Below are 26181 nucleotides of genomic sequence, written 5' to 3' on the forward strand. Positions count from 1 at the left end.
GAGGTTCTGGCCCTACCTGCCGAAGATGCCGATCATTGCCCGGGTGACGAGCAAGTCGACGATGATGATGAAGACGGAAGAGATGACGACGGCCTGGGTGGTCGCTTTACCGACTCCCTGGGTGCCACCCTTGGTGTTCATGCCAAAGTAGCAGCCGACCGTAGCGATGATGAATCCTGAGAAGAGCGGTTTGGTGAGCCCCTGGACGACGTCTCCGTACTGTAGCGCGCGGTATGAGTTGTGGAAGTAGGTTGAGCCGTTCAGGCCGAGCAACGCCACGCTGATCAGCGCGCCTCCGGCGATCCCGAAGGCGTCCGAGAGGATCGTGAGGAAGAAGAGCATGAAAATGGTTGCATAGAGACGCGGGGTGACGAGTTTGCGGACCGGATCGGTTCCCAGGGCGCGCATGGCGTCTATCTGCTCGGTGACCTTCATGGAGCCTATCTCGGAGGCCATACCGGATGCATTGCGGCCGGAGACCATAAGGCCGGTGAGGACGGGCCCAAGCTCTTTGACCATGGAAAGGGCTACCAGATTCCCGGTGAGGCTGACGGAACCAAAGGCCTCGAGCGAGGTTGCAGACTGGAGGGCAAGGACGCAGCCGGTGAAGAAGCCGGTGAGGATAACGATGGGCATGGAGCCGACGCCGATGGAGTCCATCTGGGCGTAGATGTCAGCTATATAGCGGGGTCGGGAGAAAAGATTTACGACGGCACGCCATGACAGGATGGAGTAGTCCTGGATGGCGGCAAGTCTTTGCTTGGCGAAGATCTCTGGAGAGACAAAGGTCATGTTTATGAGGCTCAGATTATCAGATGCAGAGGCTGCGTTGGTGATTGCATGTTCTTGAGGGGGTTGAGATATCGTCAAAGGTGCATGGACGGGTGGGGAATGAGAAGATAGAAGGGTGAAAGCTGATATGACGGCGGCGGTGTTGTACGGCAAGGAAGATCTGCGGCTGGAACTCGTTGAAGTGCCGCAAGCCGCAGCGGGAGAGCTGGTGGTGCGGGTGGGGGCTGCGCTGACCTGCGGGACGGATTTGAAGGTGTATCGGCGAGGGTACCACGCCATGATGTTGAAGCCGCCGATTCCGTTCGGGCATGAGCTTGCTGGTGTGGTTGAGGAGGTCGGAGCCGGGGTCACTGCGTTCCGCAGGGGGGATCGGGTGGTGGCTCTTAATTCGGCTCCCTGCGATGTCTGCTTTTTCTGCCGGCATGGTCAGCAGAATCTTTGCGAGGACTTGCTCTTCAACAATGGGGCCTATGCGGAATATATCCGGATTCCGGCGCGGATCGTGGAGAAGAATACTTTGGTGGTTCCGGACGGGGTTCCGCTGGAGTTTGCGGCGTTGACCGAGCCGCTGGCGTGCGTTGTTCGTGGGCTGGAAGAGAGTGGAGCGCAGGCCGGGGATACCATGGTGGTGATTGGCGCCGGTCCGATTGGGTTGATGTTTATGCATGTGGCGGAGCTTGCGGGCGCGCATGTGATCGCCGTGGTGAAGCGAGAAGATCAGGTTGAGGCGGCCAAGTTGTTTGGTGCGAGCAGCGTCGTCCATGTGGGAGCTGTCGAGGACGTTGTGACCGCAACTCGCGCGTTGACGCCCGAGGGCAGGGGGGCAGATATCGTGATCGAGGCGGTGGCCAGCCCGTCGACGTGGGAGTGGGCGGTGGATATGGTCCGTAAAGGCGGGGTTGTCAACTTCTTTGGGGGACCCCCAAGCGGGACGAAGGTGAAGCTGGATACGAATCGGCTGCACTATGGAGACATCACGTTGAAGGCGAGTTTCCACCATACTCCGGCAACCTGCAGGACTGCCTTTGAGCTGGTGACGAGCGGGCGATTCAAATGTGCAGAATATATTACCGGGCGTGCTGAGTTGTGTGAGGTGCCGGAGATCTTCGCTCGCATGATGAATCGGAATGGTGGTTCGCGAGATATCAAGACCGCGGTATTTCCCGAAGGAGCGCCGCGGTGAGCGAGGCGAGTACGACCCACTATGCGCTCTTGGGGGCTCCGACGGAGTATCTGACTCCTTTGGAGAGGCCTGGTCTTGAAGAGGCGCAGGCGTGGTGCCGAGATCTGGCTACTACGCATTACGAAAATTTTCGTGTTGCGACGTTCTTCCTGCCGCGAAAGGTGAGGCCGCACTTCGAGAGTATCTACGCTTATTGCCGCGTCGCGGAGGATCTGGGCGATGAATCTTCCGATCGCCTGATCGCAACTCGGTTGCTCGATACCTGGGGAGCGATGCTGGAGGAGTGCTACGACGCGCCGGAACGGTCGACGCACCCAGTGTTTGTGGCGTTGAGGGAGACTATTGAGGCGTGTAATCCTCCGCGGCAGCTGTTTCTTGATCTGCTGCATGGATTCCGTATGGATCGATACAAAACGAAGTATGAGAGCTGGGAGGAGTTGCTGGAGTACTCGCACTATTCGGCGAATCCAGTAGGGCGACTTGTGCTGTGGGTGTGCAGGTATAAGGAGGAGTCGCTGGCGCTGCTGTCCGACAATGTATGTACGGGGCTGCGGCTGGCGAATTTCTGGCAAGACGTGGTGGAGGATGCCGAGCGGGGGAGACGGTATCTTCCTGCCGAATCGATGCTGCGCTTTGGAGTGGATGAGGGGCAGATTGTGGGCCGAGTCTTTACGCCGGAGTTTGGGGCGATGATGCAGGATCTGGTCGTGCGTACGCGGGCTATGTTGCTCGAAGGCGGGGCACTCAGTTTGCACGTCGATAGGGAGTTGAAGGTGGTGTTGGATCTGGCTCTCAAGGGTGGAGAGGCGATTTTGAACGGAATTGAGAGGCAGGACTTCGACGTGTTGCGGGGAAGTCCGATGGTGTCGAAGGCAAGAACGGCTGGGTTGCTGGTGGAAGCGCTCGCCGGCAAGATACGTGTGGGGATGGCCACGTGACGATTGATGGAGCTTATGCCGTTTGTGCGGGGATTGCACAACGGGAGGCCAAGAATTTTTATTATTCGTTTCGCGTGCTGCCGAAGCATAAGCGAAATGCCATGTGCGCGGTGTACGCCTTCATGCGAAGGGCCGACGATATCTCGGATGATGAGACGATGCCGGTTGTGGAACGGCGTGCTGTTATGTCGGAGTGGCTTGAAGCATGGCGTGCGGCTCGGCGAAGCGGCTCGTCTGAGGATCCGATTTTTGTTGCTTTGAACGATACGCAGAAGAGGTTTGCGATTCCGGATGAGCTGCTTGAGGACCTGGTGCGGGGAACGACCATGGATCTGGAGGAGAGCCTGCCGGGTGTCGTGACCGTCACGGAGACTATGGCGAATCGAGCGCAGACGCTGCAGATCTACGAGGATTTTGATGGCCTGTATCGCTACTGCTATCTCGTTGCCTCGGTTGTCGGGCTGGTTTGCATTCGTATCTTTGGGTATACCGATCCGCGGGCCGAGGAGCTGGCTGAGAGGACGGGCGTTGCGTTTCAGTTGACGAATATCCTGCGTGATGTGAGTGAAGATGCGGAGCGCGGACGAATTTATCTTCCTTTGCAGGACCTGCGGGCGAGCGGAGTGGATGTGCGCCGGTTGATCGGGGTGGTTCGCAGGGAGTTGAAGCCGGAAGATAGTCGGACTTTGCTGGCGTTGGAGGGTGGGCGGGCGAAGAGCTATTATGCCGCGGCGGAGGAGCTGCTGCCGCTGATAGATCGCGATAGTCGAGCAGCGCTTTGGGTGCTGGTGACGATCTATCGGGGGTTGCTGGAGAAGATAGTGGCAAAGAACTACGACGTATTCTCCGAGCGTGTGAGTGTGTCTACTTCAAAGAAGATGTTGATTCTGGGGCAAGGAATGGGGATGGCAGTCCGGAATCGGTTTCTCTTGTAAGTGGCTCTCGGCTGTGTGTGATCTTCCTTCCCATGGTCGTCCTTGAGTGTTAGTGGGTGCAACCCGTTCATTTAGGGTGTTGGCATCGGGTCGACTGTGTTGGCCGCTGAATGGTTTTAAGTTCAACTGTTGTATCAATAAATGGCGGCAAAATATTCATCAGAAAACGACTTATGCTTTAATTATTCTTCATCGCCCCAAAGTGGCTGGGGGCAGACCAACGGCGACGGCACACCGGAACGGTACGACAGCGGCAAAGACAAGGCAAATACAGGGATCCTTCCCCATTCGACTGCGCTCAGGGTCAGGATGACGACTAAGAACGGGCAACAGCAACAACAACGGCAAAAGCAGATCCCTACGGGATGACAACAAAAGAGCAAGCAACGGCGACGGGTACTGTGATAAGCAACGGCTGCATCGACGGTCTGTTATGGCTGGACGCTATCTTGCGAGAAGGGCTACGCCGGCGCAGACGAAGAGAGCGGCTAGCCAGCGGCGCTTGTCTACGTTTTCTTTGAGGAAGAACTTTGCGGCTGCGGTTGTGGTGATGAAGGTGAGCGAGGCCGTTGCGGGGGCGATCAGGCTTAGGTCGGCGTCGGAGAGGGCGAAGAGGAGCGAAAAGAAGCTGATGGCCATGCAGGTGATGCCGATGAGGAACATCCCGCTGGAGAGGACAGCTTTGATCGCGCCCAGAAGTCCGGACTTTGCGCGGATGTCATCGAGATCGCCTAGTTTGCGCATGCCGCCTGCTATGAGGATGTCGCCTGCGGTGGCGGTAAGGACGACGGCGAATATTGTGGTCCAGGTGTGGAGGGTCGCGGGGCTCATGGGACGGCCTCGATTTCGATCTCTGCGTGTTCGGTGCGGGATGGACCATTGGCGACAAAGCCGACGCCGATAACGATAAGGGCAACACCGAGCCAGCGGGAACGTGAGACCTGCTCGTGGAGCCAGAATTTCGAGAGCAAGGTGACGATGACGTTGCCAAAGGCTGTGGCGGGCAGGACGAAGGTGATGTCGGCCCAGCTCAGAGCGGTCATATAGGAGGCCATGAAGCCCATCAGAACAATGATGCCGGAGATGATCCAGGGGCTTTTGAGGGCGAACAAGAGTGCGCCGAGGTTATTCAGAGACACGGGCCCAAGGTGCTTCATGCCGATGCCGAGGAGAGCGTCGCCGATGGAGGCGCCGAGCATGACGGCTACCAGAACGAGCCAGCGGCGGGGGGTGAGGGTGTGTTGCATTCGTTTGAGCGATCCATTCAAGTGGTGTAGCAACTACTCAGCAGGTGCGACGACTCCAAGATATTCAACAACCTGTGAGAAAGCGGCCAGCATTGAGATGCTGACCGCTCTTTTAGATGCTGCGGATATGGGATAGTTACGCGTTCATGCTGACGGATTCCTGCGCCTTGGCGGCGTTGGCTTCCTTGACGGCGCGAACGGCCTTGTTCCGCTTGGAGCGGAGTTCCATGAAGGACTTGGCTTCGGTGTAGAGGCGGGGCACATCGCGGTTGACGATAGCCTGCCAGACGACGCGGAAGGCGGCCTTGGGGCGGAAGTAATACTCGTCGTAGAACTTGTGCACCATCTCCATGACGTACTCGACAGGGAGGCCGGGATACTCGATGTGGGCCATCTGGTGGCCGCCATCGTCGGACATGGCCTCGTTGGTGATGAAGCCGTTGGTCTTGGCGTAGTCGAAGAACTCGGTACCGGGGAAGGCATGAGCGATCGAGACCTGGATGGTCTCGCAGTCGATCTGCTTGGCGAATTCGATGGTGTTGCGTATGGATTCGCGGGTCTCGCCGGGGAGGCCGAGGATGAAGTCGCCGTGGATGACGAGGCCAAGCTTGTGGCAGTCGCGAGTGAAGTCGCGTGCGCGTTCGACGGTGGCACCCTTCTTGATGTTCTTGAGGATCTGGGGGTCACCGGACTCGTAGCCGACGATGAGGAGGCGGCAGCCGGCTTCCTTCATGGCCTTGAGGGTGTCGAAGTCGGTGGTGACGCGCGAGGTGCAGGACCAAGTGAGGCCGAGAGGCTTCAACTTCTCGCAAAGCTCGATGGTGCGGGCCTTCTGGATGTTGAAGGTGTCGTCGTCGAAGAAGAACTCTTTGACGTGGGGGAAGAGCTCTTTAGCCTGCTTCATCTCGGCAGCTACATCGTCCGTGGAGCGCTTTCGCCATGCATGGCCGGAGAGGGTCTGGGGCCAGAGGCAGAAGGTGCACTGTGCGGGGCAGCCGCGGGTGGAGTAGAGAGCGACGTAGGGATGGAGGAGGAACGGGACGTTGTACTTGGTGACGTCGAGGTCGCGGTGGTAGATCTCGGTGGCCCAGGGCATCTCGTCGAGCTGCTCGGGGGTGACCTGGGCGCGATCGGGATTGTGGAGGATCTGGCCGGTGGCTTTGTCTTTGTAGCTGACGCCCAGGATTTCATTGAGCGGCTTGCCGTTGGCGTATTCGACGACGGAGAAGTCGAACTCGCGGCGGCAGATGAAGTCGATTGCGGGGCACTCGTTGAGGGCCTTTTCAGGGGAGGTGGTCACCGGGGGGCCAACGAAGGAGATTTTGATATTGGGATAGGTCTGCTTGATGACCTCGGCCATCTTCTGGTCGCCGTCCCAGCCCATGGTGCTGGTGAAGAGCACGAGGAACTCATAGTCCTTGAGAATTTCGACGACTTCCTGCCAACTGATGTGGTGTGGCGGGGCGTCGACGAGGCGGGAGCCTTCGAGCATACCGGCTGGATAGGTGAGCCAAACGGGATACCAGTAAGACTCAATCTCGCGGGTAGCAGGCCAACGGGAGCTGGCGCCACCGTCAAATTTTTCGAAGGAGGGCGGATTCAGAAATAAGGTCTTAAGAGGCATAATGATAACTCGATTTTACCATTCAGTTAAGGGGTTATGCGGCTTTTCTGGATTTTCGTCCTTGGTACGTTTTAATGCCGAAGGATTCAAAATTTTATTCATTTCAACGAGATAAAAGCTGTCTGACGGCCACGGTTACGGCTTGGGGGAGGCGGCTGGCTGGGCCTGCAAGGCTGCGGCGATCCAGGTTTCAAGCTCACCGTTCTGGCGCATGAGATTGATCTCGGCTTGTTGCACTTCAAAGTTTGCGTTGATGACCGCGATAAACTTTTCGCGTTCGGCGACCCGGGATGATTGTTCGTCTTTGGGGGTCATCTGTGTGCCGGACAGATTTCCGTTCCCTGCGTTGAGTTGGATGAGGAGGACATCCAGATTCTGCTGGGCAAGTTGCTGGTCGAGAGATGCGATCTCGGCGCGAACGGAGAGTTCCGCTGCGGTGTGCCGGGCTCTCAGGCGACTGTCAAAGAACTGATCGCGGATGCTGTCGGCTTCGTGCTCGGCGTGTGCGGCGTCTGCGTCGGTCTCGCGCGCCTTGGCTTTGTGCTGGGCGTCGATGAAAGGAAGGTTGATTTGAACGCCGGCGGCGAAGTTATTCTGCTGGAAGCGGAAGTAGTAGTCCTGAAGGTTGTTGAACTTTGCGAAGCGGCTGTACTGCGCCTGAAAGGTGACCTGGGGTCTCCACAGATAGCGGGAGTCTCCGAAGGCTATCTCGCGCTTGGATCGTGCGATGGCGTACGCGGATTCGACAGCGGGACTGGTAATTACGTTGTTGCCGGGTTGGTCGGTTGGCGCGGTTGCCGCGAATGCAGGGACGCTGGTGCTGTTGATGCCGAGCCCATGTGCGGGGAGGCCGAGGAGTTGTGCGAGATGTGCCTGGTCGGCCGCGAACTCGTCGTCTGCGCGAAGGTTAGCAAGACGGATCTGCGCGGCGGAGAGACGGGCGGTGGTGAGATCGATTGGGGTATCCTGACCGGCGTCGATCCTGTCCTGAACGATGGCGACGAGGCGGTCGGCGAAGCGCTGCTGGTCTCGAAGGGCGGCCTGACGCTGCATGTCGCGATCGAGAGCGAGATAGGTAATGGAGGCGTCCTCGGCGACGGCCTCACGAACATCCTTTAGGGAGAGGGTGGTTGCTTGAAGTACGCCCTTGGCGGCGCGGATATAGTCACGCTGTGCGTAGCTGAAGACGAGAGACTGGGACGTGATGTTGTAGATGGAGGGCTGACCGAGTGGGAATCCATAGGATGGAGGGCCGATGCCCGAGCCTCCAACGAGGTTTGGGATGTAGGCGTCTTGAAGCGTAGCAAGAGAGGCTCTGGCTTTATCGACGTCGGCCTGAGCCATCATGACTTTGGGACTGTTCTTTAACGCCAGGCCGATCGCGCTTGTGAATGATATCTGCGCAACGGCAGGCGTCATTGAACAGGCAAGGGCAGAGCATGCGATAAGTCGACCAAAGGGGGGGATCATACGTCGTGAGAGATTCCTTGAGACTAGTGAAAGACTATGGTATCGCTTTTCCACTATGAACCTTGCAAGGCTTTGCGGGTAGGTACATAGTTCGATGCGAGGGAGCTGGCCGCGACGTATTCGCGATGCGCCCCAACCGGGTCTCCACCGAGGGCGAGCAGGTCGCCCAGCTGGAGATGCACCTTGAAGGCGGGTGCACTGTCGGACTTGGCGGGGGATGCGAGATAGGTACGGAGAAGGCTAATCGCAAGTTGAGGCGAGCTTTTTGCCGCAGTGAGGATGCTGGCTGCGTCCACGAGGGGCGCGCCTTTGCTGGGGTCGGCAGCGACGCCTGATTGCAGGTTTTCGAGCATCTTGTCGAGCTGATTCTGGCGCTTGTAGAAGTGGCCGAGGTCAATGTAGGCGTCGGGTGTTTTACCTGCTGCGACTGCGTTGATGAACTCGGCTTCGGCTGTCGGGATCTCTTTTCTCTTCTCAGCGATAAGGGCCAGAAGGCGATGCGATTGAGAGGGGAATTTCGGTTGCATTCTGGCCGCGAGAGCTTGAGCTTTATCGAGTCCACCACCGACAAGTGAGGGAGCGGCGACGTAGTATTCTCCCACATCGCTCATGGCCTGAACATTTTCGGGATCGAGTTGCACTGCAAGCTCGAACTCGGAATGAACCCTTCCAGCCAGGCGGAGAGCGGTGAAAGGACTAGCGTGAGATGCCTTGAAGCCGTAGGCGCGGGCCAGCCACATGTGGTTTTCGCTATTGTTAGGTGCATGTGCGACGGCCGCTTCGCACTCGTGGATGGCGGGTTCGCCCATATCCTGGGCGTAGTAGACGCGGCAGAGGAGCTGGTGGGCCTCGGCGTCGCCGGGTTGGGCTGCAAGAAGCGTCTGAAGCATCGCGGTGGCTTCGTCCATGCGGCCCTGCTGAAGCAGGGCATTCGCCTCGGAGTCGTCGGCTACGAGAAAGTGACCTGTGAAAAGGAGGATTAGCAAGAGAAGGTGGCGGAGACGGAACAGAAAAGTCGAGAGGGGCATGGCTACTCGACTATCTTTACCGGGAGCCCATTGGTTAGCTCATGATTGTTGGCTGCGCTCAGGGCTACCGTATCTTTTTCAGTGAGGCCGCTCAGGATTTCGACCCGAGTGAGGTTGACACCGGTTCCAACCTGAACGGGTGTGCGAACGAGCTTGTTGGCGACCACTCGATAGACAAAATCGCCACCTTCGGTGTGGAGAGCCTCGCGCGGGACACTGAGCGCATTGAAGCGCTGCGACGTCGTGACCGTCACTACGACGTTGGTGTTGGGCAGAAGATCGCCGCGGGCGTCGTCGACGGTGATAATGCACTCGCCCACGTTACGGGTTCCGTAGGTGATAACGGTTGTCGGAGCGCGGCTGATATGACCGTGCCAGGTTTGATTCGGCTTGGCATCCCATGCGATTTTGACCGGTTGTCCGATGGCGAGTTTGCCGATTTCAGGCTCGTCGAAGTAGGCACGAATCTGAATGCGGTTCAGATCGGCGAGATCCAGCAGATTTTCGCCGGCCGGAACGAAATCGTAGGCTGAGACGGGGATGGAGTAGACGGTTCCGGCGAACGGGGCGCGCTTATTGTCGTCGTTATAGCTATTCTGTGCGGCTGCGACGGCAGCGCGTGCGTCGGCGAGTTGAGCCTCTGCCTTGGCGCGATCCGTTGCACCGTAGCGCTGGGTGGTGCGATTGTGAGAGTTCTGAACAGCGGTGTTGGCTGTTTCCAGACGTTGTTCCGCGGAAGCTACTTCGCTGGCGGAGGCGGCGCCCTTCTGCTGCAGCTGCTTGAGAGCTGCCAGATCTTTCGTTGCCTGCTGCTGCTGTTGTTGCGCTCGGCTCAGATCGCCGGAGAGACCTATACGTTCGTCCTGCGATCCGCCTTGCTCAACGTCATGAAGGTTTGCTTCGGCGGTACGGAGGGTGGCGTTGGCGGTTGCGAGCCGGGCGACCGCGTCGGCGTCGTCCATTTTGATGAGGAGCTGGCCGGCTTTGACCTTCTGTCCGACTTCTACATAAACCTTTGCTACGACTCCGGGTGCAGGCGCATAGGCCTGGAATTCATCGACTGGCTCGACTTTTCCGTTTGTTGAGACAGAGCTCACAATATTTTGGCGGCTGACAGCTGCGACACGAACATCAATAAGATCGCGTGTTGTCGAGCGTACAACGATGAAGACGAGAGCAATTACGGCGAAGAAGATGCCCCACAGCACTGCGGGATTCAGGCGTCTTGTCTCTGTCGTGGGCATCAGTCGAATGTTCAGTATATAAGACGCCGCATGCACCGAGAATGGACCAGAAACTTTTGAGGATAAGGTAGTTAACCAAGACGGTCTTCGATTTATGCTGATCGGGGCGGGGAAGTAATGGCTCGTTTCGCCCCTCAAGCAGTGGACACCACTCTGCGAGCCGCGGCTAAGCGTTTCCGCAGTACGTACGGCGGACAGTCAGTTTGCGATTCCTGTGACGATGAGTCGATTCGTCCAAACCTATCATTATTGTCAGTAGCGACCGTTAACGCCCCGGTCTAGCATGGTTCGGGAGAGCGAATGCACCGAAACCTACGAACAGAGGGAGCGTACCTGCGGGGCACGAGGCTTCATACGAAGTTGTATCCATATCGCTGATGCCAGCGAAAGAAGCCGGTTGTTCCGCGATGCAGTTGATGAATGGAGAGTTTTTGCCCCAGCTGGCGAGCGATTTGCAGATCTCAGTCATCACGGTGGGACGGTTGTACTCGCCGGATGCCAGTCGCAAATGCCGTCGCCTATTCTTCAAAGCAGCTGCTGGGTGACGGGATTGGAATCCTTGAGATGGGTCTTTTATCGAACTTTAAAATTCGGAATAAGGTGTTCGTAGCGCTGCTGCCGCTGGCTGTCATGGTGATTGCGGCTGCAATCTACTCGTCGATCGAGATAAGAAATATCGACACCAGATATAGCAGGCTGCTTGATAGAGATGTGAAAGTTCTGCAAAATCTGACGGCTGCCCGAGCATTGGACAATGAATTTAGTCTCCTTCTCTATAAGGAGATTGCCGAGACCGATGTCGACAGGATGCGAGAGATTGATGGGGAGCTCGATCAAGTTGAAGTAGAGTTTCGTTCCACAGTAGAAGAGGCGAAACGCGAGAGCCTAAGCCTGGCTCCAGAGATCCAATCGGCGACAGATTTTTTCGATCAGGCAGTTTCTGTCTCGCGGCCTGTCCGCGCTGCGACTATGAGCCAGGATAACGACAGGGCTATGAGGTTAATGCGCGAGAGCGCCGACCCTGAGATGGTCAAAGCACGAAAAGCATTCGACGAGTTGAGTGAAGAATTACATGCCAAAGTCGATCAGCAATCCGATCAGCTCACGGCCAGGACTCGCCGCACGATACTGATTACCTGGGTCGTAATCGTTGTTGGACTGGCTCTCTCTTTCGCAATTGCTTTATCTATCGTGCAGGTTGAAGTAGTAAAGGTTGTGTTGTCGTTTCGCACACGAATTTTGGACGTGGCGGAGGGGCGGTTCGATCAGCCGATAGCAAATCTTGACCGTCCTAATGAGATCGGTGAGATGAGCCGGGCGTTGCAGACCTTGCAGATCGCTGCGCGTGAGCAGGAGATATTGGGATGGGTGAAAGCCGAGGTGGCGGTTACAACCGAGCGATTGCAGTCGGCGGAGGACTTCCCGAGATTTGCCACAGTCCTGCTATCGCGAATCTCGGAGACCCTGGATCTGCTGTACGGTGGGTTTTACCTGGCGGACGAAGGTCTCACACGCTTTGCTCGTGTAGGGGCCTTTGGGGATGTTTCGGCGGGACCGCGCGAGTACGGTCTTGGTGAAGGTTTGGTGGGACAGGCGGCTGTTGAGAGACGCACGCTGCGAATCGTCGCCGGTGTCGACAAGATGGTGGGGATTAGTACGGGTGCTGGTACTGTATCGCCGGCTTGCGTGTTGTTCGTTCCTGTGATGAATCAGGACGACGTGCTGGCAGTCATCGAACTTGCTCCTTCGGCACCGATATCGGAGCGTCAACAGGCTCTGCTGGACGCCCTGTTGCCAACGGTTGCGCTTAATACAAAGATTCTGGCAAGCAAATTGGTTACAAGCAAACTGCTTGAGCACACACAGGTACAGGCAGCGGACCTTGAGGTTGCCAAAGAAGCGGCCGAGGCCGCAACCAAAGCCAAGTCTGATTTTCTTGCGAACATGAGCCACGAAATCCGCACGCCAATGAACGCCATTATCGGAATGACGCATCTGGCCTTGAAGACCGATCTTTCTCCGAAACAGTCGGATTATCTTACGAAGGTGAAATCTGCCGCGCAGGCGCTGCTTGGGATCATTAATGACATCCTGGACTTCTCCAAGATTGAGGCGGGCAAGCTTGATATTGAAAAGATAGACTTCCGGCTTGAAGACGTTCTCGACAATCTATCGACGATCGTAAGTCAAAAGGCTCAGGACAAAAATCTCGAGTTCTTAATCGCGGCGCAGCATGACATTCCTCCTAATCTGGTTGGAGACCCTCTGCGTCTCGGACAGGTTCTGATCAATCTGGTAAACAATGCGGTGAAGTTTACGGAACGGGGGGAAGTGGTTGTAACGGCTGCATGCGAGGAGCAACTAACGGACCGAGTAAAAGTGAAGTTCTCCGTTCGAGACAGCGGCATTGGCATGACGCAGGAGCAAAGCGCCAAGCTGTTTCAGGCATTCGCACAGGCCGACACTTCGACGACGCGAAAGTACGGCGGAACGGGGCTTGGACTCTCGATCTCCAAACGTCTCGTCGAGATGATGGATGGCACTATCTGGGCTGAGAGCGAGCCCGGCCGAGGCAGCACGTTCATCTTTACGTCGTGGTTCGGGATTGGATCAGAGGATAAACACAAGCGATTCATTCCTGATCTAGCGGGCGTACGGGCCTTGGTTGTGGACGATAACGAACAAGCACGCGAGATCCTTACCGAGGCACTCCGGTTGCTTGCTCTCCGAACCGAGTCGTCGTCGTCAGGCGAAGACGCGGTGCGTGAAATAGCTGCCGCAGATTCGTTGGATCCCTATCATCTGGTGTTGATGGATTGGCACATGCCGGGAATGGATGGTCTGCAGGCCAGCCGCATCATCAAGCGTAAGAACCATCTTCAGCATATTCCAAAGATCGTAATGGTTACTGCGTTCGGGCGTGAAGATATCAGGACGCAGGCGGACGAGATTGGCATCGATAGCTACTTGTTGAAGCCTGTGAATCAATCGCTGCTCTACGACACCCTGACGGATCTGTTTGGCGTTGAGGACCACCAGAAGCGTGAGAGGAAGACGGACGGCGTAGTGCATGATGCAACGGGGATACGTGTTTTGTTGGTCGAGGACAACGCGATGAATCAGCAGGTCGCGACAGAACTGCTGGAGAGCGCCGGAGCAATCGTAACGGTCGCGAACCATGGCGGGGAAGCGGTGAAGATTCTTACCGCTGGAGATCAGGCGCCAGCGTTCGATGTGGTGTTCATGGATCTGCAGATGCCGGAGATGGATGGGTTTACCGCTACCAGACTACTGAGGAAAGATCCGCGGTTGCAGAAGTTTCCGATTATTGCGATGACGGCGCACGCCCTCGTTGAAGAGCGTCAGCGTTGCCTCGACGCAGGTATGAATGATCATGTGTCGAAGCCGATTGACCCCGATAATCTATTTGCCACCTTGATGCGATGGGCAAAGCCGCGGCCTAAGCAGGCAGACGAGCCGGTTGCATCCCCCTCTCCCCGAAAGCTCTCCGATGAAGTCGCGATCCCAGATATTTCAGGGGTCAATACTGCGGACGGTTTGAAGCGCGTTGCGGGAAATCGGCGGCTTTATCGTGATTTGCTGGCGCAGTTTTCTGCTAAAGAGGACGATGCGGCTGCTCGGATTTCAACGGCGCTCGAAGGTGGCGACGTAAAACTAGCCGAACGAATAGCCCATACCGTCAAGGGTGTTGCCGGCAATATTGGAATGACAGAAGTGCAGTCTGTGGCTCAAAGATTGGAGAAGGCGCTGCGCGATGGAGATGGAACAGTGGACGCTGCGCTCGTTGAGTTCGCGAGCGTGATGGGAGCGCAAATTCATGCTATCGAGCAAGCCCTGAGCAATTCAACGACCGCCCGACCTGAGGAAGTGAGGACGTCGCCTTACGATGCAGCGGTGGCGACTGCCGCGATTGCCAGACTCAGAGTGCTGCTCGAAGCTAGTGACGGCGATGCCGAAGAGGCGTTTCCTAGTCTACAGCACGCTGTAGCGGGCGCTGTCGACAAACCACAGCTAGATGGTTTGATCTCATCGATCAACGACTTCGACTTTGCCGCAGCACTAGTAAAGCTGGATGAGATTTCCGAACACTGCGCACGAAATGGAGTGACTCAATGAGTGAAGGTGATCAGAAGAAGATTGTTCTGCTGGTGGACGATGCTCCTGCCAATATTCAAATAGTGAATTCGATCCTGAAAGATATCTACAAGATCCGTATCGCAACCAGTGGCGCGAAGGCGTTAGAACTGGCGAACGTCACACCGCTGCCCGACCTGATCCTGCTGGACGTCATGATGCCCGAGATGGATGGGTACGAAGTGTGTACCCAGTTGAAATTGAATCAGGTGACGCACGACATACCGGTGATATTTCTTACCGGACAGACGGAGGTTGAGGATGAGACACGGGGTTTTGACGTAGGTGCAGTGGACTATATTCATAAACCGTTTTCGCCAGCGGTCGTAAAGGCGCGGGTGCACACTCATCTCGTGCTGCGTGGGATTCGCGAGCAGTTAGCTCAGCAGTTGCTTACGATTCAGAAGGAATTGGAGACGGCACGACAGATCCAGTTATCGATTCTTCCATCTGAGATTCCCAAGATTGAAGGTCTCGATATTGCTGCGCGCTACGTTCCCATGACTTCCGTCGCCGGCGACTTTTACGATTTCATCGTCTTAGATGACAGACACATTGGCATTCTTGTGGCCGACGTGTCCGGGCATGGAATGCCTGCTGCCCTTATCGCATCCATGTTGAAGATTGCACTCTCGGCTGAGGCTGCGCATGTTGCCGATCCGGCTCGAGTACTGTTGGGGTTGAATCAAGCGTTATGCGGCAAGTTTCAGCATCATTTTGTCACGGCCGCATATTTGTATCTGGACATGGAAAAACAAACGTTGACCTACGCAGGTGCAGGCCATCCACCGCTGCTTTTATGGGGTGACTCCGAAGGTGTGCGGAGTGTGGAGGAGAATGGATTGTTTCTCGGGAAGTTTTCGTTTGCAACTTATACCTCGGTAGAGTTACCGATCAAGGCGGGGGACCGAATTTTGCTCTACACCGATGGTATTCCGGAGACAGCGAATTCTGAGGGGGTCGAGTTTGGTGGAGAGTGCTTCAAAGGGTTTTTGGAGAAAGATCAAAGTGTGTCCGCAGATCGTTTTGCGGATTTACTAATTGAGGAGATGTTGCGCTGGTCGGGGCGGGCCTTATCCGATCTGGATGACGATATTACGATTGTGGCAATTCAGGTTAAAAAGTGATTCATGGAGTAATGAAGAGATCATTGTTAGATGAAGCATTGAGCCATTGAAACGCGACGCCACCGATCAGCGAGTGTCAGTGAGATTCTCAGTGGTTATAGAGGATTCAATTGAACCCCAAGCCAGGAACATGCAACCAAAGATGTATTCCCGGATTTGAAGGTCTGCAAGCCGACCCCTGAGCACACCCAAAGGCTCATAGTTCAATGCGGGAGTAGATGAGAACGACAGTTTCATGAGCGCTCGAAAGAGTATATTGAGCAACGCTCCCAGTGGATGTTTTGAGAGCTTCGCCCCAAAAACGACAATTCGCGCATTACTCTTCAAGTACGCAAAGAGATTGCCAACAGCTTCAGGAGAAGCGTAGACGTCGGGTGCAGCAAACATTACCAAACCGTCAAATGTGCCGTTAAGTTTAACGGTCTTCGCGTCTCCCTCCACTACATGGACATTTTTCCAGTGGTTAGCCTCAATTCTTCTTCTCGCATTCGTCGCGGCTTCAGGACTAATTTCGACACCCACTACCTCGCCCAGAGGGCCTATCGCATCCGCCAGATAGGGGAAGGTTCCGCCAGACCCGCAACCGGCATCGAGGACACGGCTTCCTGATTTGAATTGAAGCGCCTCGACTGCTTTTTGCCGAAGCAATTTTATGAAGAAGAAATCCCAGTTGGGAAACGGACGCACTAAACGAATGAGAAGACGGACGTAAGGCGGTGTGAGTTCGCGATGATCCACTTTCACCGTCCTTCGGAGCGATCGTACACCGTCGACGCTTCGACCGGGTCGCGTTATGCGATGCAGGTGGCAGGCGCGACGGTGTTGGTGAACGTCATGCGGATTCCGTGTTTTGGCCGGAGGATGACCATCGGGCGAGCCTCGATCGTCTGGCCCGGCGCGAGCTGAAAATCGTATTTTCTAAGCAGATCGCTCAAAATCATGAGGATCTGGAGCATCGCGTAGTTTCCGCCGATACAACCTCGGGGTCCGCCACCGAAGGGAAGGTAGGTGAAGGGTGTGCGCAGCTTGTCGTTCGCTTTGATGAAACGGTCGGTGTCGAAGTTTTCAGGATTCTCCCAGTAGCGGGGAGCATGGTGCGCTCCGTACACATAGACGATGACCATCGATCCGCGAGGGATGACGAGGTCGCCGACGCGGTCGTCGGCAACAGCCATGCGATCGATCATCCAAAACGGCGGGTAGAGGCGAAGCGCCTCCTGGATGACCTGGGTCGCATATTCGAACTTTGGAACGTGGCCATGGCTCAGAGGCTCTTCGCCGAGCACTGAATCGAACTCCTGCCTTACCCTTTCAAGGCAATCCGGACGTGAGCTCAAAAGATAAAGAAGCCACGAGAGCGCATTCGATGATGTCTCATGGCCGGCGACCAAAAGTTGCATGCTCTCGCTCAGGATGAGCTCATCGGGCATGCCTTCGCCATCGGTGTAACGTGCGTCCATTAAGGTCTGTAACAGGTCGGAACGGGGTGGTTCCTTGCGGCGCTTCTTGATGTATTCCATCAGAACAGCGTCCGCGCGGGTGCGCATCTCTTCGTGCTTGCGCAGTTCGCCTGAGGCGGCAAACCAGGGATTCAGATAGGGCTGAAGGGTCTGGCGAACGATGAATTCCTGAACGGTGCATATGGTGTGGCTGACCAGATCGATGTCTTCGTCCTTCAAGGACGCGCCAAACAGGGACCGCGCGACCATCGCGAAGGTAATTTTCATCAGCTGGGGATAGATATCGACGGGGCCGTCATGGACCTGTCTGTCGAAGTCCCGCAGCGACTCGGCAAGGGAGTCCTGCATGATTGAGGACAGCGCATCGAGTTGCTTTCGGTCGAAGCCCTTCTGGATGAGACGCCGCTGCGTCTTCCATGGTTCTCCATGGGTTGTAAGAAGCCCTTTGCCCAGGAAGTGGCCCATCCGCTTTACTTGAATTTCGGATTTCTGGTAGTTCTCCGCATTCGTCTTCAAAACGTGCTGAATGACAGCAGGATCGATGGTAACGATCGCCTCTTTGAGGCCACCCAGATAGAAGCGGAATGTGTCGCCGAACGCTTCGTTGTACCTGGACAAAACCGGCACGGGATTGCGGGCCATTGCGGCAGAGTCAGCAAAGCTGCGAAGCCGGGAGACAGCAGGGATAGAGGTAGATGTGGTCATACGCAGCCGCCCAGATACTTGTCTTGAACCGTAGAAGATTTCATGTCACTTGTACTTGTAGAGGATGGTAGCTGGGCCATAGGTAAAGATATAACGCTCAGAATGAGTTTTCATTTCCCAGTTGCTTCAAAAGTATCAGATGATGCCAGATTGCCCGGGTCATGGTGGGGTGCTGCCGATAGGGAACTCCAAACTCTTCAGCGGTCTGCTTTACGATCCTGGTCAGCGGAGCGTAGTGCGTATGGCACACGAACGGGCACAGATGGTGGACGATGTGATGGTTAAGGCCGCCGACGAGCCAACCGACGAGCGGGTTTTCTGTCGCATAATCAGCCGTGGTGGCGAAGACGTGATACACGCCATTGTCGAACTCGCTGCGGTCGGCGGGGAAGTAGGTCGTGTCGATGGTGTGTGTGGTCTGGAATACAAGTGTTACCGATAGACCGACGATCAGATGGACCAGGAGGAACGCTCCGGCGACCAGAAGAGGCGATTTTCCCAGCACGATCACCGGCAAGATAAGCATGTAGGTGAGATAGAAGGCCTTGCCGGCGAAGAGGATAGCGTATTCGCGCAGAGGATGCCTGGTGCGCTTCAGATATCCATGGGTCGGGAAGAAAAAGTGCTGAAAGTCCCTGACGAAGACATAATCGAGAGAGAAGAATGCGTAGAGGAAGAGCGCATAGATATGCTGAAACCGGTGCAACGGCGTCCGGGGTTCGTAGGGCGTGAAGCGAAGGATGCCACGTCCCGAAAGCGCATCATCCTCTCCGTGGAGATTGATGCAGGAGTGATGACCCCGATGATGGAGGATACGCCACATGTAAGAGCTGATTCCGCATAGATCGAAGACGTAGTTCAGGGTTTTGTTGACGATCGGCCGGGACGAGATAGCGTTGTGATTGCTGTCGTGGGCGATGTTTAACAAAAGAAAAGTCTGCGCAAGACCTCCCAAAAGATAGAGCGCAACAAATGTCCACGAACCGGGTCTGAAGGCGTACAGCGAAATCCAGGTGCCGACGAGGACTGCCAGACTTAAAGCGATCTTGCCCCACATCGTGCGATCCGCTTTGGGTGAGACGTTCTGTTCAGCAAAAAAACTGTCCAGGCGGCGACGCAAGACCTTGGGAAAGGAAGACGCACTGGTCGGTTCGACAGTCTGCGACGATGAGGCTTCGGATGGTACAAGATCCGCCGCATCAAGCTCTTGAGCGATTACCGCTCCGGATTCCAACGTCATTCCGTGCCCTCCGGGTCCATTGTACTTGGACCCGACAGGTTCCATACGCGTCGATGGCCCTTACACTGTGGCGAAATTGTTGTCCCGGCCCCGAAGCGGTTCGCAAATGCGATTCTGTGAGCCCCTAAGGACACAATGAACAAATTCGGGACGGGCGATGCCATGGGTGATTCCTGGAAGCGATGACACATGGTATTGTGCGAATGCTCTGCTAACATATAACCACCAATGAACCGTAACGAACGGGCCTCCTGCATGGACAATAGAACCTCGGCGGAGTTCCGCAAGTCCCCTTCGCGTCCTGTGCGGCACAAAAGAGAATATCTGTTCACCAACGAGCCGACCGACGCTTATTCTGAGAGAAAAATTAGGCGCATATTCTCACAGTCTGCCCACACTTCAGGTCTGTACCTTGGGATTCAATCGTGTTTCACCTCACTCGCTGGGGAAAAGATGTTTCGTTTAATGACTTGGGTTCTATTTAATCCTCGGAGGATCGCTGATTGATGACGGCGTCGATTTTAGACAAACTGGATAGGCTGGCAGATCAGCACCCGGACAAACTCCTTTATTCGTACCTTGACGTAAACGGCGATCCGATCGAGAGCTACACCTACGCGTCGTTTCTTCACCGATCGCAGGCGATCGCCGGACATTTGCTGAAAGACGGTCGTTTCGAGGCTGGCGACCGGCTTCTGCTAGCCTACCCGCCGGGGCTCGAGATGATCTGCGCCTTCTTTGGTTGCGTACGCGCCGGGTTGATCCCCGTGCCGGTCTATCCCCCCAGTTCGCGTGGCTTTCAGAGCGCCCTGTACAAGATGGTCCACATCGCTAAGGATTGCCAGGCGGCTGGGATCTTAACGAGCAGAGACTACCACGCATCTCTCAAGACAAATCTCGCCAGGAGTGGAGTCTCTGCGTCCGGAGTTGACGTAGATTACATCTCTGGTCTTCCGTGGATTGCTACGGAAGATTTCGTGGGTACGATTTCGGGCCGGTCGGCTGGCGGGCCTTCGAATATCTTGTTTCTCCAGTACACGTCGGGTTCAACGATGGAGCCCAAGGGCGTGATCGTGACGCACGAAAACATCCTGAATACTTATGAGCTCGTGATCGATCATCCCTCGCCGGTCGTTGTTTCCTGGTTGCCGCAGTATCACGATATGGGTCTGATCGGGTGTTACCTCTATCCGGCACTGAAAGGGGGCACCACGTACGGGTTCGCTCCCATGGACTTCATTCAGCGGCCGATCTTGTGGTTCGACGCGATAACGACCTACCGAGCCACCGCGACGGCTGCCCCAAACTTTGCGTATGACTATTGTCTGCGTGCCGGGCGGCTGTCTAAGGACAGCCTCGAGGCTTGTGATCTTAGCTCGCTTCGTGTGTTGATGTGCGCCGCTGAACCCGTTAAGGCGGATACCTACACCCGATTTCTGGAAGCGTTTCAGTCCTATGGACTTAAGTCCGAGAGTTTCTATGTAGCCTACGGGCTGGCCGAGAATACCCTGGCGGTCTCAGTTGGCGGCCGCAACATCGTCTCCGTCAACAAGCGCGCACTCACGCTGGGGAAGGCCCGTCTGACGACCGAGGTGTCGGAGATCGATGGGGCCACGCAGATTGTCAGTTGTGGAACCCCGCTTCCGGGTCTTGACGTAAAGATCGTGGATCCGGAGGGGCATTTCACACTTCAGCCAGAGCGCATCGGCGAGATTTGGGTTGCCGGCAGCGGTAAGTGTCAGGGCTACTGGAATAACCCCGAGTTGACGCTGAAGCAGTTCCGCGCGCGGCTGGTGGACGATACTCCCTATGACGACGGCTACCTTCGAACCGGCGACATGGGATTCTTCCACAACGGGGAACTCTACATCTGCGGCCGTATCAAGGACATGATCATTCTCCGCGGGCAAAACTATTACCCGCATGACATTGAGAACGTTGTCGAGAAATCATCCGGTCTGATCCGGCACAACTGCGTCGCCGCGTTCCAGATTCAGGAAGACAGCGAACCTGCGCTGGCAATCGTCGCAGAAGTCAAAAATCCCAGGTCGCTTCCCGAAGCACGAAAGATTGCGGCCGCTGTCCGGAACTATCTCAATGTAGAGGTGGCGGTAATCTCCCTTATTGCGCCTCGTGCGATCCCAAGGACGAGTTCGGGGAAGATTATGCGCCATAAGACCAAGCAGATGTGGCTGCAAGGTGAGTTCACCGTTCTCTCCGACTTTTCGCGGGAGAAGGACGCCGGGAGCTCCTCCCCGGCCGAGTCCGACATGAACTCCTCTTTTGCGGAGTTGAAAGCCAGATACAACCTGACAGGTCAGGAATCGTACAATCTTGTCGAAGCCGGGCTCGATTCGCTGGATCTTGTGGTGTTCATGCATGAGCTCAAGGAGCTGCTGAAAGACAAAGGCGCCGAGATGCTGGCGAGACAGGTGGATATCGGTGTTATTCAGCGCGTCAGCGTAGCCGAGCTGTTTGGACTAGCCGAGATGTTGGAGCGCGCTCCCGAAGAGGCTCTGGTTCATTTGCGTCACTCCCTCGCGGCTTTCCGTGAAGAGCAGAGCGCTGCTGAGAAGCAGATGATGACCGACGACCGAAAGCTCATCTTCGAGCCCCCAGTGCCTTCGCCCATGCCTGAGATACCGGTGTTGAATCAGGTGCTGCTCACAGGCGGGACGGGCTTCATCGGGCCATTCCTCATGAAGAGCCTGTTGGAACAGACACGCGCGAAGATCCATGTTCTCGTCAGGTCTTCCGATGAAGAGCAGGGCAGACAACGGCTGAGGACCGCGATGGAGTCCATGGGGCCCTGCGACGCAGAGCTGATGGATATGTTCGAAGACCGGGTGATTCCTGTCTGCGGCGACCTGGGGCAGCCGATGCTGGGTCTGACGCAGGATGTATGGGATTTCCTTGCGAACGAAATCGACACGGTATTCCATAACGGCGCAACGGTGAACTACCTGTTCAACTACGACCTGATGCGCGACGCAAACGTGCTGGGAACCAATGAGGTCGTAAGACTGGCGTTCGAGGGAAGGCCCAAAGAGTTCAACTATGTCTCGACCACGTTTGTGTTCGGCTGGGCAGTCAAGTCGGTTCTGTATGAGACCGACCATAACGAGGACATGGAGCTTCTCGATTTCGGCTACAGCCAATCGAAATGGGTAGCCGAACAGGTGGTATTCGACGCGCGCAGCCGGGGTCTTTCCGCGCGGGTGTTCCGGCCGGCGCTCGTGAGCCCCTCTGTCACAGGGGGAGGCAACAACTTTGACATCGCCGTTCGCCTGGTCGCCTTCATGGTCAATCACGGCATTGGCGTCGATACGCTCAACCAGGTCAGTTTTGTCCCGGCGGATATCGTGGCGAACAATATCGTTGCAATCTCCACCACATCCGGCACAGCGAACCAGACATATCACATCGTGCGTGACGATTATTCGAACATGATGGATATTACCGGGCTGATTACCGAAGCGACGGGCCGCCAATTCGAATCTTTCGCCCTTCCCGATTTCGTGCCAGAGCTGATCCGGAGATGCCGGAAGGAAGATCTTCTCTTTCCGCTGCTGGATTTTCTGGTCGGCTCTGTCGACAACATCTCCGCGATGGAGTTTAAAAGGTATGACAACTCTTCGTATCAGATGGCCCGGGATGCCTCCAAGTGGGGCAAACCGGACCCGTCCCTCGAAGACACAGTCAACGGAATTCTGAAGTTTATGTATCGCAAGGGAATTATCTCGGTCGCACCACGTGAGGTTGACGAGGTATTACTCGGCGATCCTATTCTGGAGTGCCCGGACGCGATACCGGATGTGCTATCCGTTACTGCTTCTTAAACAAGAGCTTCTCGGTTACCCGCTGGCCCGTCTCCAACGTGCCAGCGGTGGATAGCGTCATCTGCTGCCCATCCGGGGAGACCAGCCATCGATCCTTTTGAGTGACTTGGTTGTCCCGCCGGTAGATCGCATCTACCGTGTGAGGATCGACGAGTTCAAGCGTCACAGTATCGTTGCGAGAGTTCTTTAGATCGTATTGCTTTCCGTCAAAGCGGGCGGTATAGCTGAAATCAGCGAGGAAACGGACCCCGCCTCTTCCGTCCGCCTCGATTTTGAGCACCAAAGCTTGCCGCAGACGGGTCTTACTGAGATCCTGGGTCCACTCGCCCGCGAATAGATTGTTGGCGACCTTCGCACCTCCGCTTCGCGTCCAGACGGTGACCTGATCGGCTTTGCCCGCGGTCGTAGTTGTGGTTGTTAGCTCGTTTCCATCATTCGAAATTTTTTCGCGAACAGTCGCTACAGTAGTCCCATCCTTTTGCTCCTTGACCTCCGCCTGCTTCTTATCGACCCTGCGCAACTTAATTTGATTGAACGCAAGATTGCCTGGCGCGGCGGATTCGTGTCCGTTCCAATTGGCAGTGAAATCGAGATGGGTTTCGCCTGACATGGTGATATGAACTCCGTCATGTAGAGGCGCAATGGAGAGCCGGTTCGGAGGATCCAGGCTGGACTGCGCTGAGACGAGCGTCCAGGAGCCGAGGCGAGGGTCAGCCGCTCCAGGTTGGAAGGCGGCAAGCAGTGTAAGCAACAGTAAGGTTCGAATTGGTCCTCCTAACCGGATGGGAAGAGTTTAGCAAATTCAGATAGTTACGCAGGTGAGTCCTGCGTAAGTGTGGATGTACGCGATACGATGCGTGGCGTGGGAGTCAGTCTCTGAAGGGAGTATCTATTTAGCATCTCCAGTTCTTCGAGGCCGCCGAAGAGTTCATTTACAACAATCTTGTATGACATTATCAGTGCTATGTATTTGCGCCGTTTTTGGGTGTCAGGAATCGTCCTCGCAGCAGCAATTGCACTTCTTCCATTCTCCTTTCACGCGGAGCGCCACCTGGAGACCGCAACGCGTGTCGAAGGGAGCCAGGCTGAGACTGTCCGAGATGAGCTGGCCGATCGTTTTCGGTCGCCGTTCGTGGACCGTGTTGTCCTGGTGATCCAGGGACTTCCACCTGCGAACTCTGAGGAGGGTGGTCAAGCGTTAGAAACCATCGTGGCAGGACTGAAAGACCAGCCCGGCGTCTCGGGTGTGGTGTCCTATCTCGAGTTGCGCGATCCGATCTTTCTGGGCAAGGGCGGGGGAACGTATGTTCTTGTTGGACTCACATCGGCTGACGGTTCTGTGGAGTCGCTTGTTCCGAAGCTTCATCAACTGGCAAGCTCGCTTGAAGATCAACTGCGGAGTCGCTATCCGTCGGTGAAGCTTGAACTCACCGGTGAGATTCCACTGAACTTCGACATTCGGAAGGCGAGCGCCGACGACGTGCAACGCGGTGAAAGGCTGGTGATCCCTGCGACCCTCGCACTTCTTCTGCTGGCTTTTGGAAGCCCGATCGCCGCCCTGATTCCATTGGCGGTTGGCCAGCTCGCTATTGCGACCACTCTGGCGATCACGGGATTCCTGGCGCAGCGCTGGCACTTGTCCATCCTGGTTCAGAATTTAGCCACCATGCTTGGCCTGGGTCTGGGAATCGACTATGCGCTCCTCATGGTTAGCCGCTTCCGCGAAGCGATCTCCGCAGGGCACGACGGACCCACGGCCTCGGTCATCGCGGCCCGTCAGGCAGGTCACACGCTCTTGATCTCAGCCTCCACCGTAGCGATCGGATTTCTGGCCCTCTTGACGGTCCCGATCAGCGAAATCCGCTCCATCGGTATTGCGGGATTTCTGGTAGCTGGAATGAGCGTGTTGCTTACAAATACCCTCGTTCCGGCAGTGCTGGCGTTGCTCGGTCCGCGGATCGATCTTTGCCGGTTGCCCTTTACTCCAAAGCTGGACGTCCATCGGGCCGCGCGTACCGGAGATCGCTGGCGACGATGGGGGAGAGTGATCGTTGCGCATCCTTGGCTTGCCCTTATCCTGGCAGGCACTCCGCTGCTTCTGCTCGCATGGCAGGCCAAAGGGCTCGATACCAGTCTCCCCCGAGGGGATTGGCTTCCCAAGACGGCGGAATCGGTCCACGCGCTCCACACGCTTGAAGTGATGGATCGGGGAGGCGTAGTCGAATCGTTGCGCGTCATCGTCGAGCTTCCAACCGATTCCATCGCGCAAACCGAAGCGGGGTGGAATGTGCTGGATCGTCTCACCAAGCGCCTCGCGAGCGACCCTCGCTGTGACCGCGTAATCTCTATCACAACGCTTGCGGAGAGCAACCGGTCTTCCCTTACTGACCTCTCGCGGGAGACACGCCGAACGTTTCTGAGTGGTGACGGACGAGCGGCGCTGCTTGAGGTGGTACCCGCGAGTTCGGTCTCCCTCCGCGATCAGGTTAGCTGGGTGCGGGAGCTTCGGAAGACCGGCGCAGAAGCTCTCACCGGCGTGCCTGGTGCGACGCTTCTCGTTGGAGGTATTCCGGCGCTCAATGCCGATTATGAAACGATTATCAGAGACCGCTTTTCGTCGGTAACGGCGTTGGTAGTGGGGGGAACGCTGCTTGCGCTGCTCTGCGGATTCCGATCCATCATCGCCGCACTAAAAGCCATCGCACTCAATCTGCTTTCGGTTGCGGCGTCCTTCGGAGCGTTGGTTTTCGTTTTTCAGAACGGACACGGAAGCAGGTTCCTTGGAGTTCCTGGGGGCACAGGCAGCGTGTTTCCACTCGTTCCGATCGTCGCCTTTGCCATCGTCTTCGGGCTAAGCATGGACTACGAGGTATTTCTAGTCGCACGCGTTCTCGAAGCCAGACGGAGCGGACTCAGTGAAATGGATGCGATCCCGGAGGGCATGGCTAGAACCGCAGGGCTGATTACGAGCGCCGCGGCGATCATGATCGTAGTATTCGCGGCATTCACCATTGGAGATTTCCTGGTGGTCAAGATGATCGGGTTTACTTTGGCGACCGCCGTGTTCATCGACGCGACACTGGTTCGTATTGTCATCGGTCCAGCGCTCCTGCGTATTGCGGGCGATTGGAATTGGTGGCCTGGCGGCCTCGCCAAGCCCAGCACGGAGTCCGCACTGGCAAGTCGCGAATGAG

Annotated in this window: 18 protein-coding genes; 7 read left to right on the forward strand and 11 right to left on the reverse strand. The window is 56.2% G+C overall.

Annotated features, from left to right (window positions below; all coding sequences use genetic code 11):
* Positions 1-12: 12 nt before the first annotated feature.
* On the reverse strand, positions 13-792 hold the full coding sequence (locus RBB82_RS18785) for an MlaE family ABC transporter permease (RefSeq protein ID WP_433972271.1): 780 nt from the start codon (positions 790-792) through the stop codon (positions 13-15).
* Positions 793-919: 127 nt separating this feature from the next.
* On the opposite strand from RBB82_RS18785, the gene RBB82_RS18790 reads away from it, so the two are divergent.
* Genes RBB82_RS18790 through RBB82_RS18800 form a run of 3 tightly spaced genes read left to right on the forward strand, consistent with a single transcriptional unit; the run spans position 920 to position 3848 of the window.
* A complete protein-coding gene (locus RBB82_RS18790) occupies positions 920-1975 on the forward strand; it encodes a zinc-dependent alcohol dehydrogenase (RefSeq protein ID WP_433975414.1) in 1056 nt (351 codons plus the stop codon).
* Positions 1972-2913: a squalene synthase HpnC gene (gene hpnC / locus RBB82_RS18795; RefSeq protein WP_433972272.1), complete on the forward strand. Its 942-nt coding sequence runs from the start codon at positions 1972-1974 to the stop codon at positions 2911-2913. Before RBB82_RS18790 ends, hpnC begins: the two co-directional genes overlap by 4 nt.
* The gene (locus RBB82_RS18800) at positions 2910-3848 is read left to right on the forward strand and encodes a phytoene/squalene synthase family protein (RefSeq protein WP_433972273.1); all 939 of its coding nucleotides are present in this window, start codon (positions 2910-2912) and stop codon (positions 3846-3848) included. The genes hpnC and RBB82_RS18800 overlap by 4 nt, the downstream gene beginning before the upstream one ends.
* A 444-nt stretch (positions 3849-4292) precedes the next feature.
* Here the strand turns inward: RBB82_RS18800 and RBB82_RS18805 are convergent, their stop codons facing one another.
* The 6 genes from RBB82_RS18805 to RBB82_RS18830 all read right to left on the reverse strand — a co-directional run bounded on the left by RBB82_RS18805 (position 4293) and on the right by RBB82_RS18830 (position 10461).
* Entirely contained in the window at positions 4293-4679 is a 387-nt protein-coding gene (locus RBB82_RS18805; RefSeq protein WP_433972274.1) for a hypothetical protein, read from the reverse strand.
* The gene (locus tag RBB82_RS18810) at positions 4676-5095 is read right to left on the reverse strand and encodes an EamA family transporter (protein ID WP_433972275.1); all 420 of its coding nucleotides are present in this window, start codon (positions 5093-5095) and stop codon (positions 4676-4678) included. The genes RBB82_RS18805 and RBB82_RS18810 overlap by 4 nt, the downstream gene beginning before the upstream one ends.
* A gap of 136 nt (positions 5096-5231) precedes the next feature.
* Entirely contained in the window at positions 5232-6719 is a 1488-nt protein-coding gene (gene hpnJ, locus RBB82_RS18815; RefSeq protein WP_433972276.1) for a hopanoid biosynthesis associated radical SAM protein HpnJ, read from the reverse strand.
* 135 nt (positions 6720-6854) lie between these two features.
* Positions 6855-8189 (reverse strand): TolC family protein, encoded by a 1335-nt coding sequence (locus tag RBB82_RS18820; protein WP_433972278.1) that lies wholly within the window; start codon positions 8187-8189, stop codon positions 6855-6857.
* Positions 8190-8242: 53 nt separating this feature from the next.
* Positions 8243-9217: a tetratricopeptide repeat protein gene (locus RBB82_RS18825; protein WP_433972280.1), complete on the reverse strand. Its 975-nt coding sequence runs from the start codon at positions 9215-9217 to the stop codon at positions 8243-8245.
* Between the two features lie 2 nt (positions 9218-9219).
* Positions 9220-10461: an efflux RND transporter periplasmic adaptor subunit gene (locus RBB82_RS18830; RefSeq protein WP_433972281.1), complete on the reverse strand. Its 1242-nt coding sequence runs from the start codon at positions 10459-10461 to the stop codon at positions 9220-9222.
* Between the two features lie 495 nt (positions 10462-10956).
* On the opposite strand from RBB82_RS18830, the gene RBB82_RS18835 reads away from it, so the two are divergent.
* Entirely contained in the window at positions 10957-14598 is a 3642-nt protein-coding gene (locus tag RBB82_RS18835) for a response regulator (protein WP_433972282.1), read from the forward strand.
* A complete protein-coding gene (locus RBB82_RS18840; protein ID WP_433972283.1) occupies positions 14595-15743 on the forward strand; it encodes a SpoIIE family protein phosphatase in 1149 nt (382 codons plus the stop codon). Before RBB82_RS18835 ends, RBB82_RS18840 begins: the two co-directional genes overlap by 4 nt.
* Positions 15744-15809: 66 nt before the next feature.
* Here RBB82_RS18840 and RBB82_RS18845 read toward each other — a convergent pair whose 3' ends face one another.
* From RBB82_RS18845 to RBB82_RS18855, 3 genes are all read right to left on the reverse strand, one after another.
* Positions 15810-16481, reverse strand: a complete 672-nt coding sequence (locus RBB82_RS18845) for an SAM-dependent methyltransferase (RefSeq protein ID WP_433972284.1) — start codon at positions 16479-16481, stop codon at positions 15810-15812.
* Positions 16482-16534: 53 nt separating this feature from the next.
* Complete coding sequence (locus RBB82_RS18850; protein ID WP_433972285.1) at positions 16535-17908, reverse strand: cytochrome P450; 1374 nt, start codon at positions 17906-17908, stop codon at positions 16535-16537.
* Between the two features lie 97 nt (positions 17909-18005).
* Entirely contained in the window at positions 18006-19148 is a 1143-nt protein-coding gene (locus tag RBB82_RS18855; RefSeq protein WP_433972287.1) for a fatty acid desaturase family protein, read from the reverse strand.
* A 506-nt stretch (positions 19149-19654) separates the two neighbouring features.
* Between RBB82_RS18855 and RBB82_RS18860 the strand changes: the two genes are divergently transcribed.
* On the forward strand, positions 19655-22987 hold the full coding sequence (locus tag RBB82_RS18860; protein WP_433972288.1) for a thioester reductase domain-containing protein: 3333 nt from the start codon (positions 19655-19657) through the stop codon (positions 22985-22987).
* Here RBB82_RS18860 and RBB82_RS18865 read toward each other — a convergent pair.
* Positions 22974-23738 (reverse strand): hypothetical protein, encoded by a 765-nt coding sequence (locus RBB82_RS18865; protein WP_433972290.1) that lies wholly within the window; start codon positions 23736-23738, stop codon positions 22974-22976. The two genes, RBB82_RS18860 and RBB82_RS18865, sit on opposite strands and share 14 nt — an antisense overlap.
* 213 nt (positions 23739-23951) lie before the next feature.
* On the opposite strand from RBB82_RS18865, the gene RBB82_RS18870 reads away from it, so the two are divergent.
* Positions 23952-26180 carry an MMPL family transporter gene (locus RBB82_RS18870; RefSeq protein WP_433972291.1) on the forward strand — a complete coding sequence of 743 codons (2229 nt, stop codon included), beginning with the start codon at positions 23952-23954 and terminating at the stop codon, positions 26178-26180.
* The last annotated feature ends 1 nt before the right edge of the window (position 26181 follow it).

The organism is Tunturiibacter lichenicola (assembly GCF_051013355.1).
Lineage (GTDB): Bacteria > Acidobacteriota > Terriglobia > Terriglobales > Acidobacteriaceae > Edaphobacter > Edaphobacter lichenicola_F.

What these genes read in the sequence shown, in the direction of transcription:
- RBB82_RS18785 (WP_433972271.1), bottom strand. Translation starts at nt 792, where the DNA reads ATGACCTTTGTCTCTCCAGAGATCTTCGCCAAGCAAAGACTTGCCGCC.
- RBB82_RS18790 (WP_433975414.1), top strand. Translation starts at nt 920, where the DNA reads ATGACGGCGGCGGTGTTGTACGGCAAGGAAGATCTGCGGCTGGAACTC.
- RBB82_RS18805 (WP_433972274.1), bottom strand. Translation starts at nt 4,679, where the DNA reads ATGAGCCCCGCGACCCTCCACACCTGGACCACAATATTCGCCGTCGTC.
- RBB82_RS18810 (WP_433972275.1), bottom strand. Translation starts at nt 5,095, where the DNA reads ATGCAACACACCCTCACCCCCCGCCGCTGGCTCGTTCTGGTAGCCGTC.
- hpnJ (WP_433972276.1), bottom strand. Translation starts at nt 6,719, where the DNA reads ATGCCTCTTAAGACCTTATTTCTGAATCCGCCCTCCTTCGAAAAATTT.
- RBB82_RS18820 (WP_433972278.1), bottom strand. Translation starts at nt 8,189, where the DNA reads ATGATCCCCCCCTTTGGTCGACTTATCGCATGCTCTGCCCTTGCCTGT.
- RBB82_RS18825 (WP_433972280.1), bottom strand. Translation starts at nt 9,217, where the DNA reads ATGCCCCTCTCGACTTTTCTGTTCCGTCTCCGCCACCTTCTCTTGCTA.
- RBB82_RS18830 (WP_433972281.1), bottom strand. Translation starts at nt 10,461, where the DNA reads ATGCCCACGACAGAGACAAGACGCCTGAATCCCGCAGTGCTGTGGGGC.
- RBB82_RS18835 (WP_433972282.1), top strand. Translation starts at nt 10,957, where the DNA reads ATGCCAGTCGCAAATGCCGTCGCCTATTCTTCAAAGCAGCTGCTGGGT.
- RBB82_RS18840 (WP_433972283.1), top strand. Translation starts at nt 14,595, where the DNA reads ATGAGTGAAGGTGATCAGAAGAAGATTGTTCTGCTGGTGGACGATGCT.
- RBB82_RS18850 (WP_433972285.1), bottom strand. Translation starts at nt 17,908, where the DNA reads ATGACCACATCTACCTCTATCCCTGCTGTCTCCCGGCTTCGCAGCTTT.
- RBB82_RS18855 (WP_433972287.1), bottom strand. Translation starts at nt 19,148, where the DNA reads ATGACGTTGGAATCCGGAGCGGTAATCGCTCAAGAGCTTGATGCGGCG.
- RBB82_RS18860 (WP_433972288.1), top strand. Translation starts at nt 19,655, where the DNA reads ATGACGGCGTCGATTTTAGACAAACTGGATAGGCTGGCAGATCAGCAC.
- RBB82_RS18870 (WP_433972291.1), top strand. Translation starts at nt 23,952, where the DNA reads ATGTATTTGCGCCGTTTTTGGGTGTCAGGAATCGTCCTCGCAGCAGCA.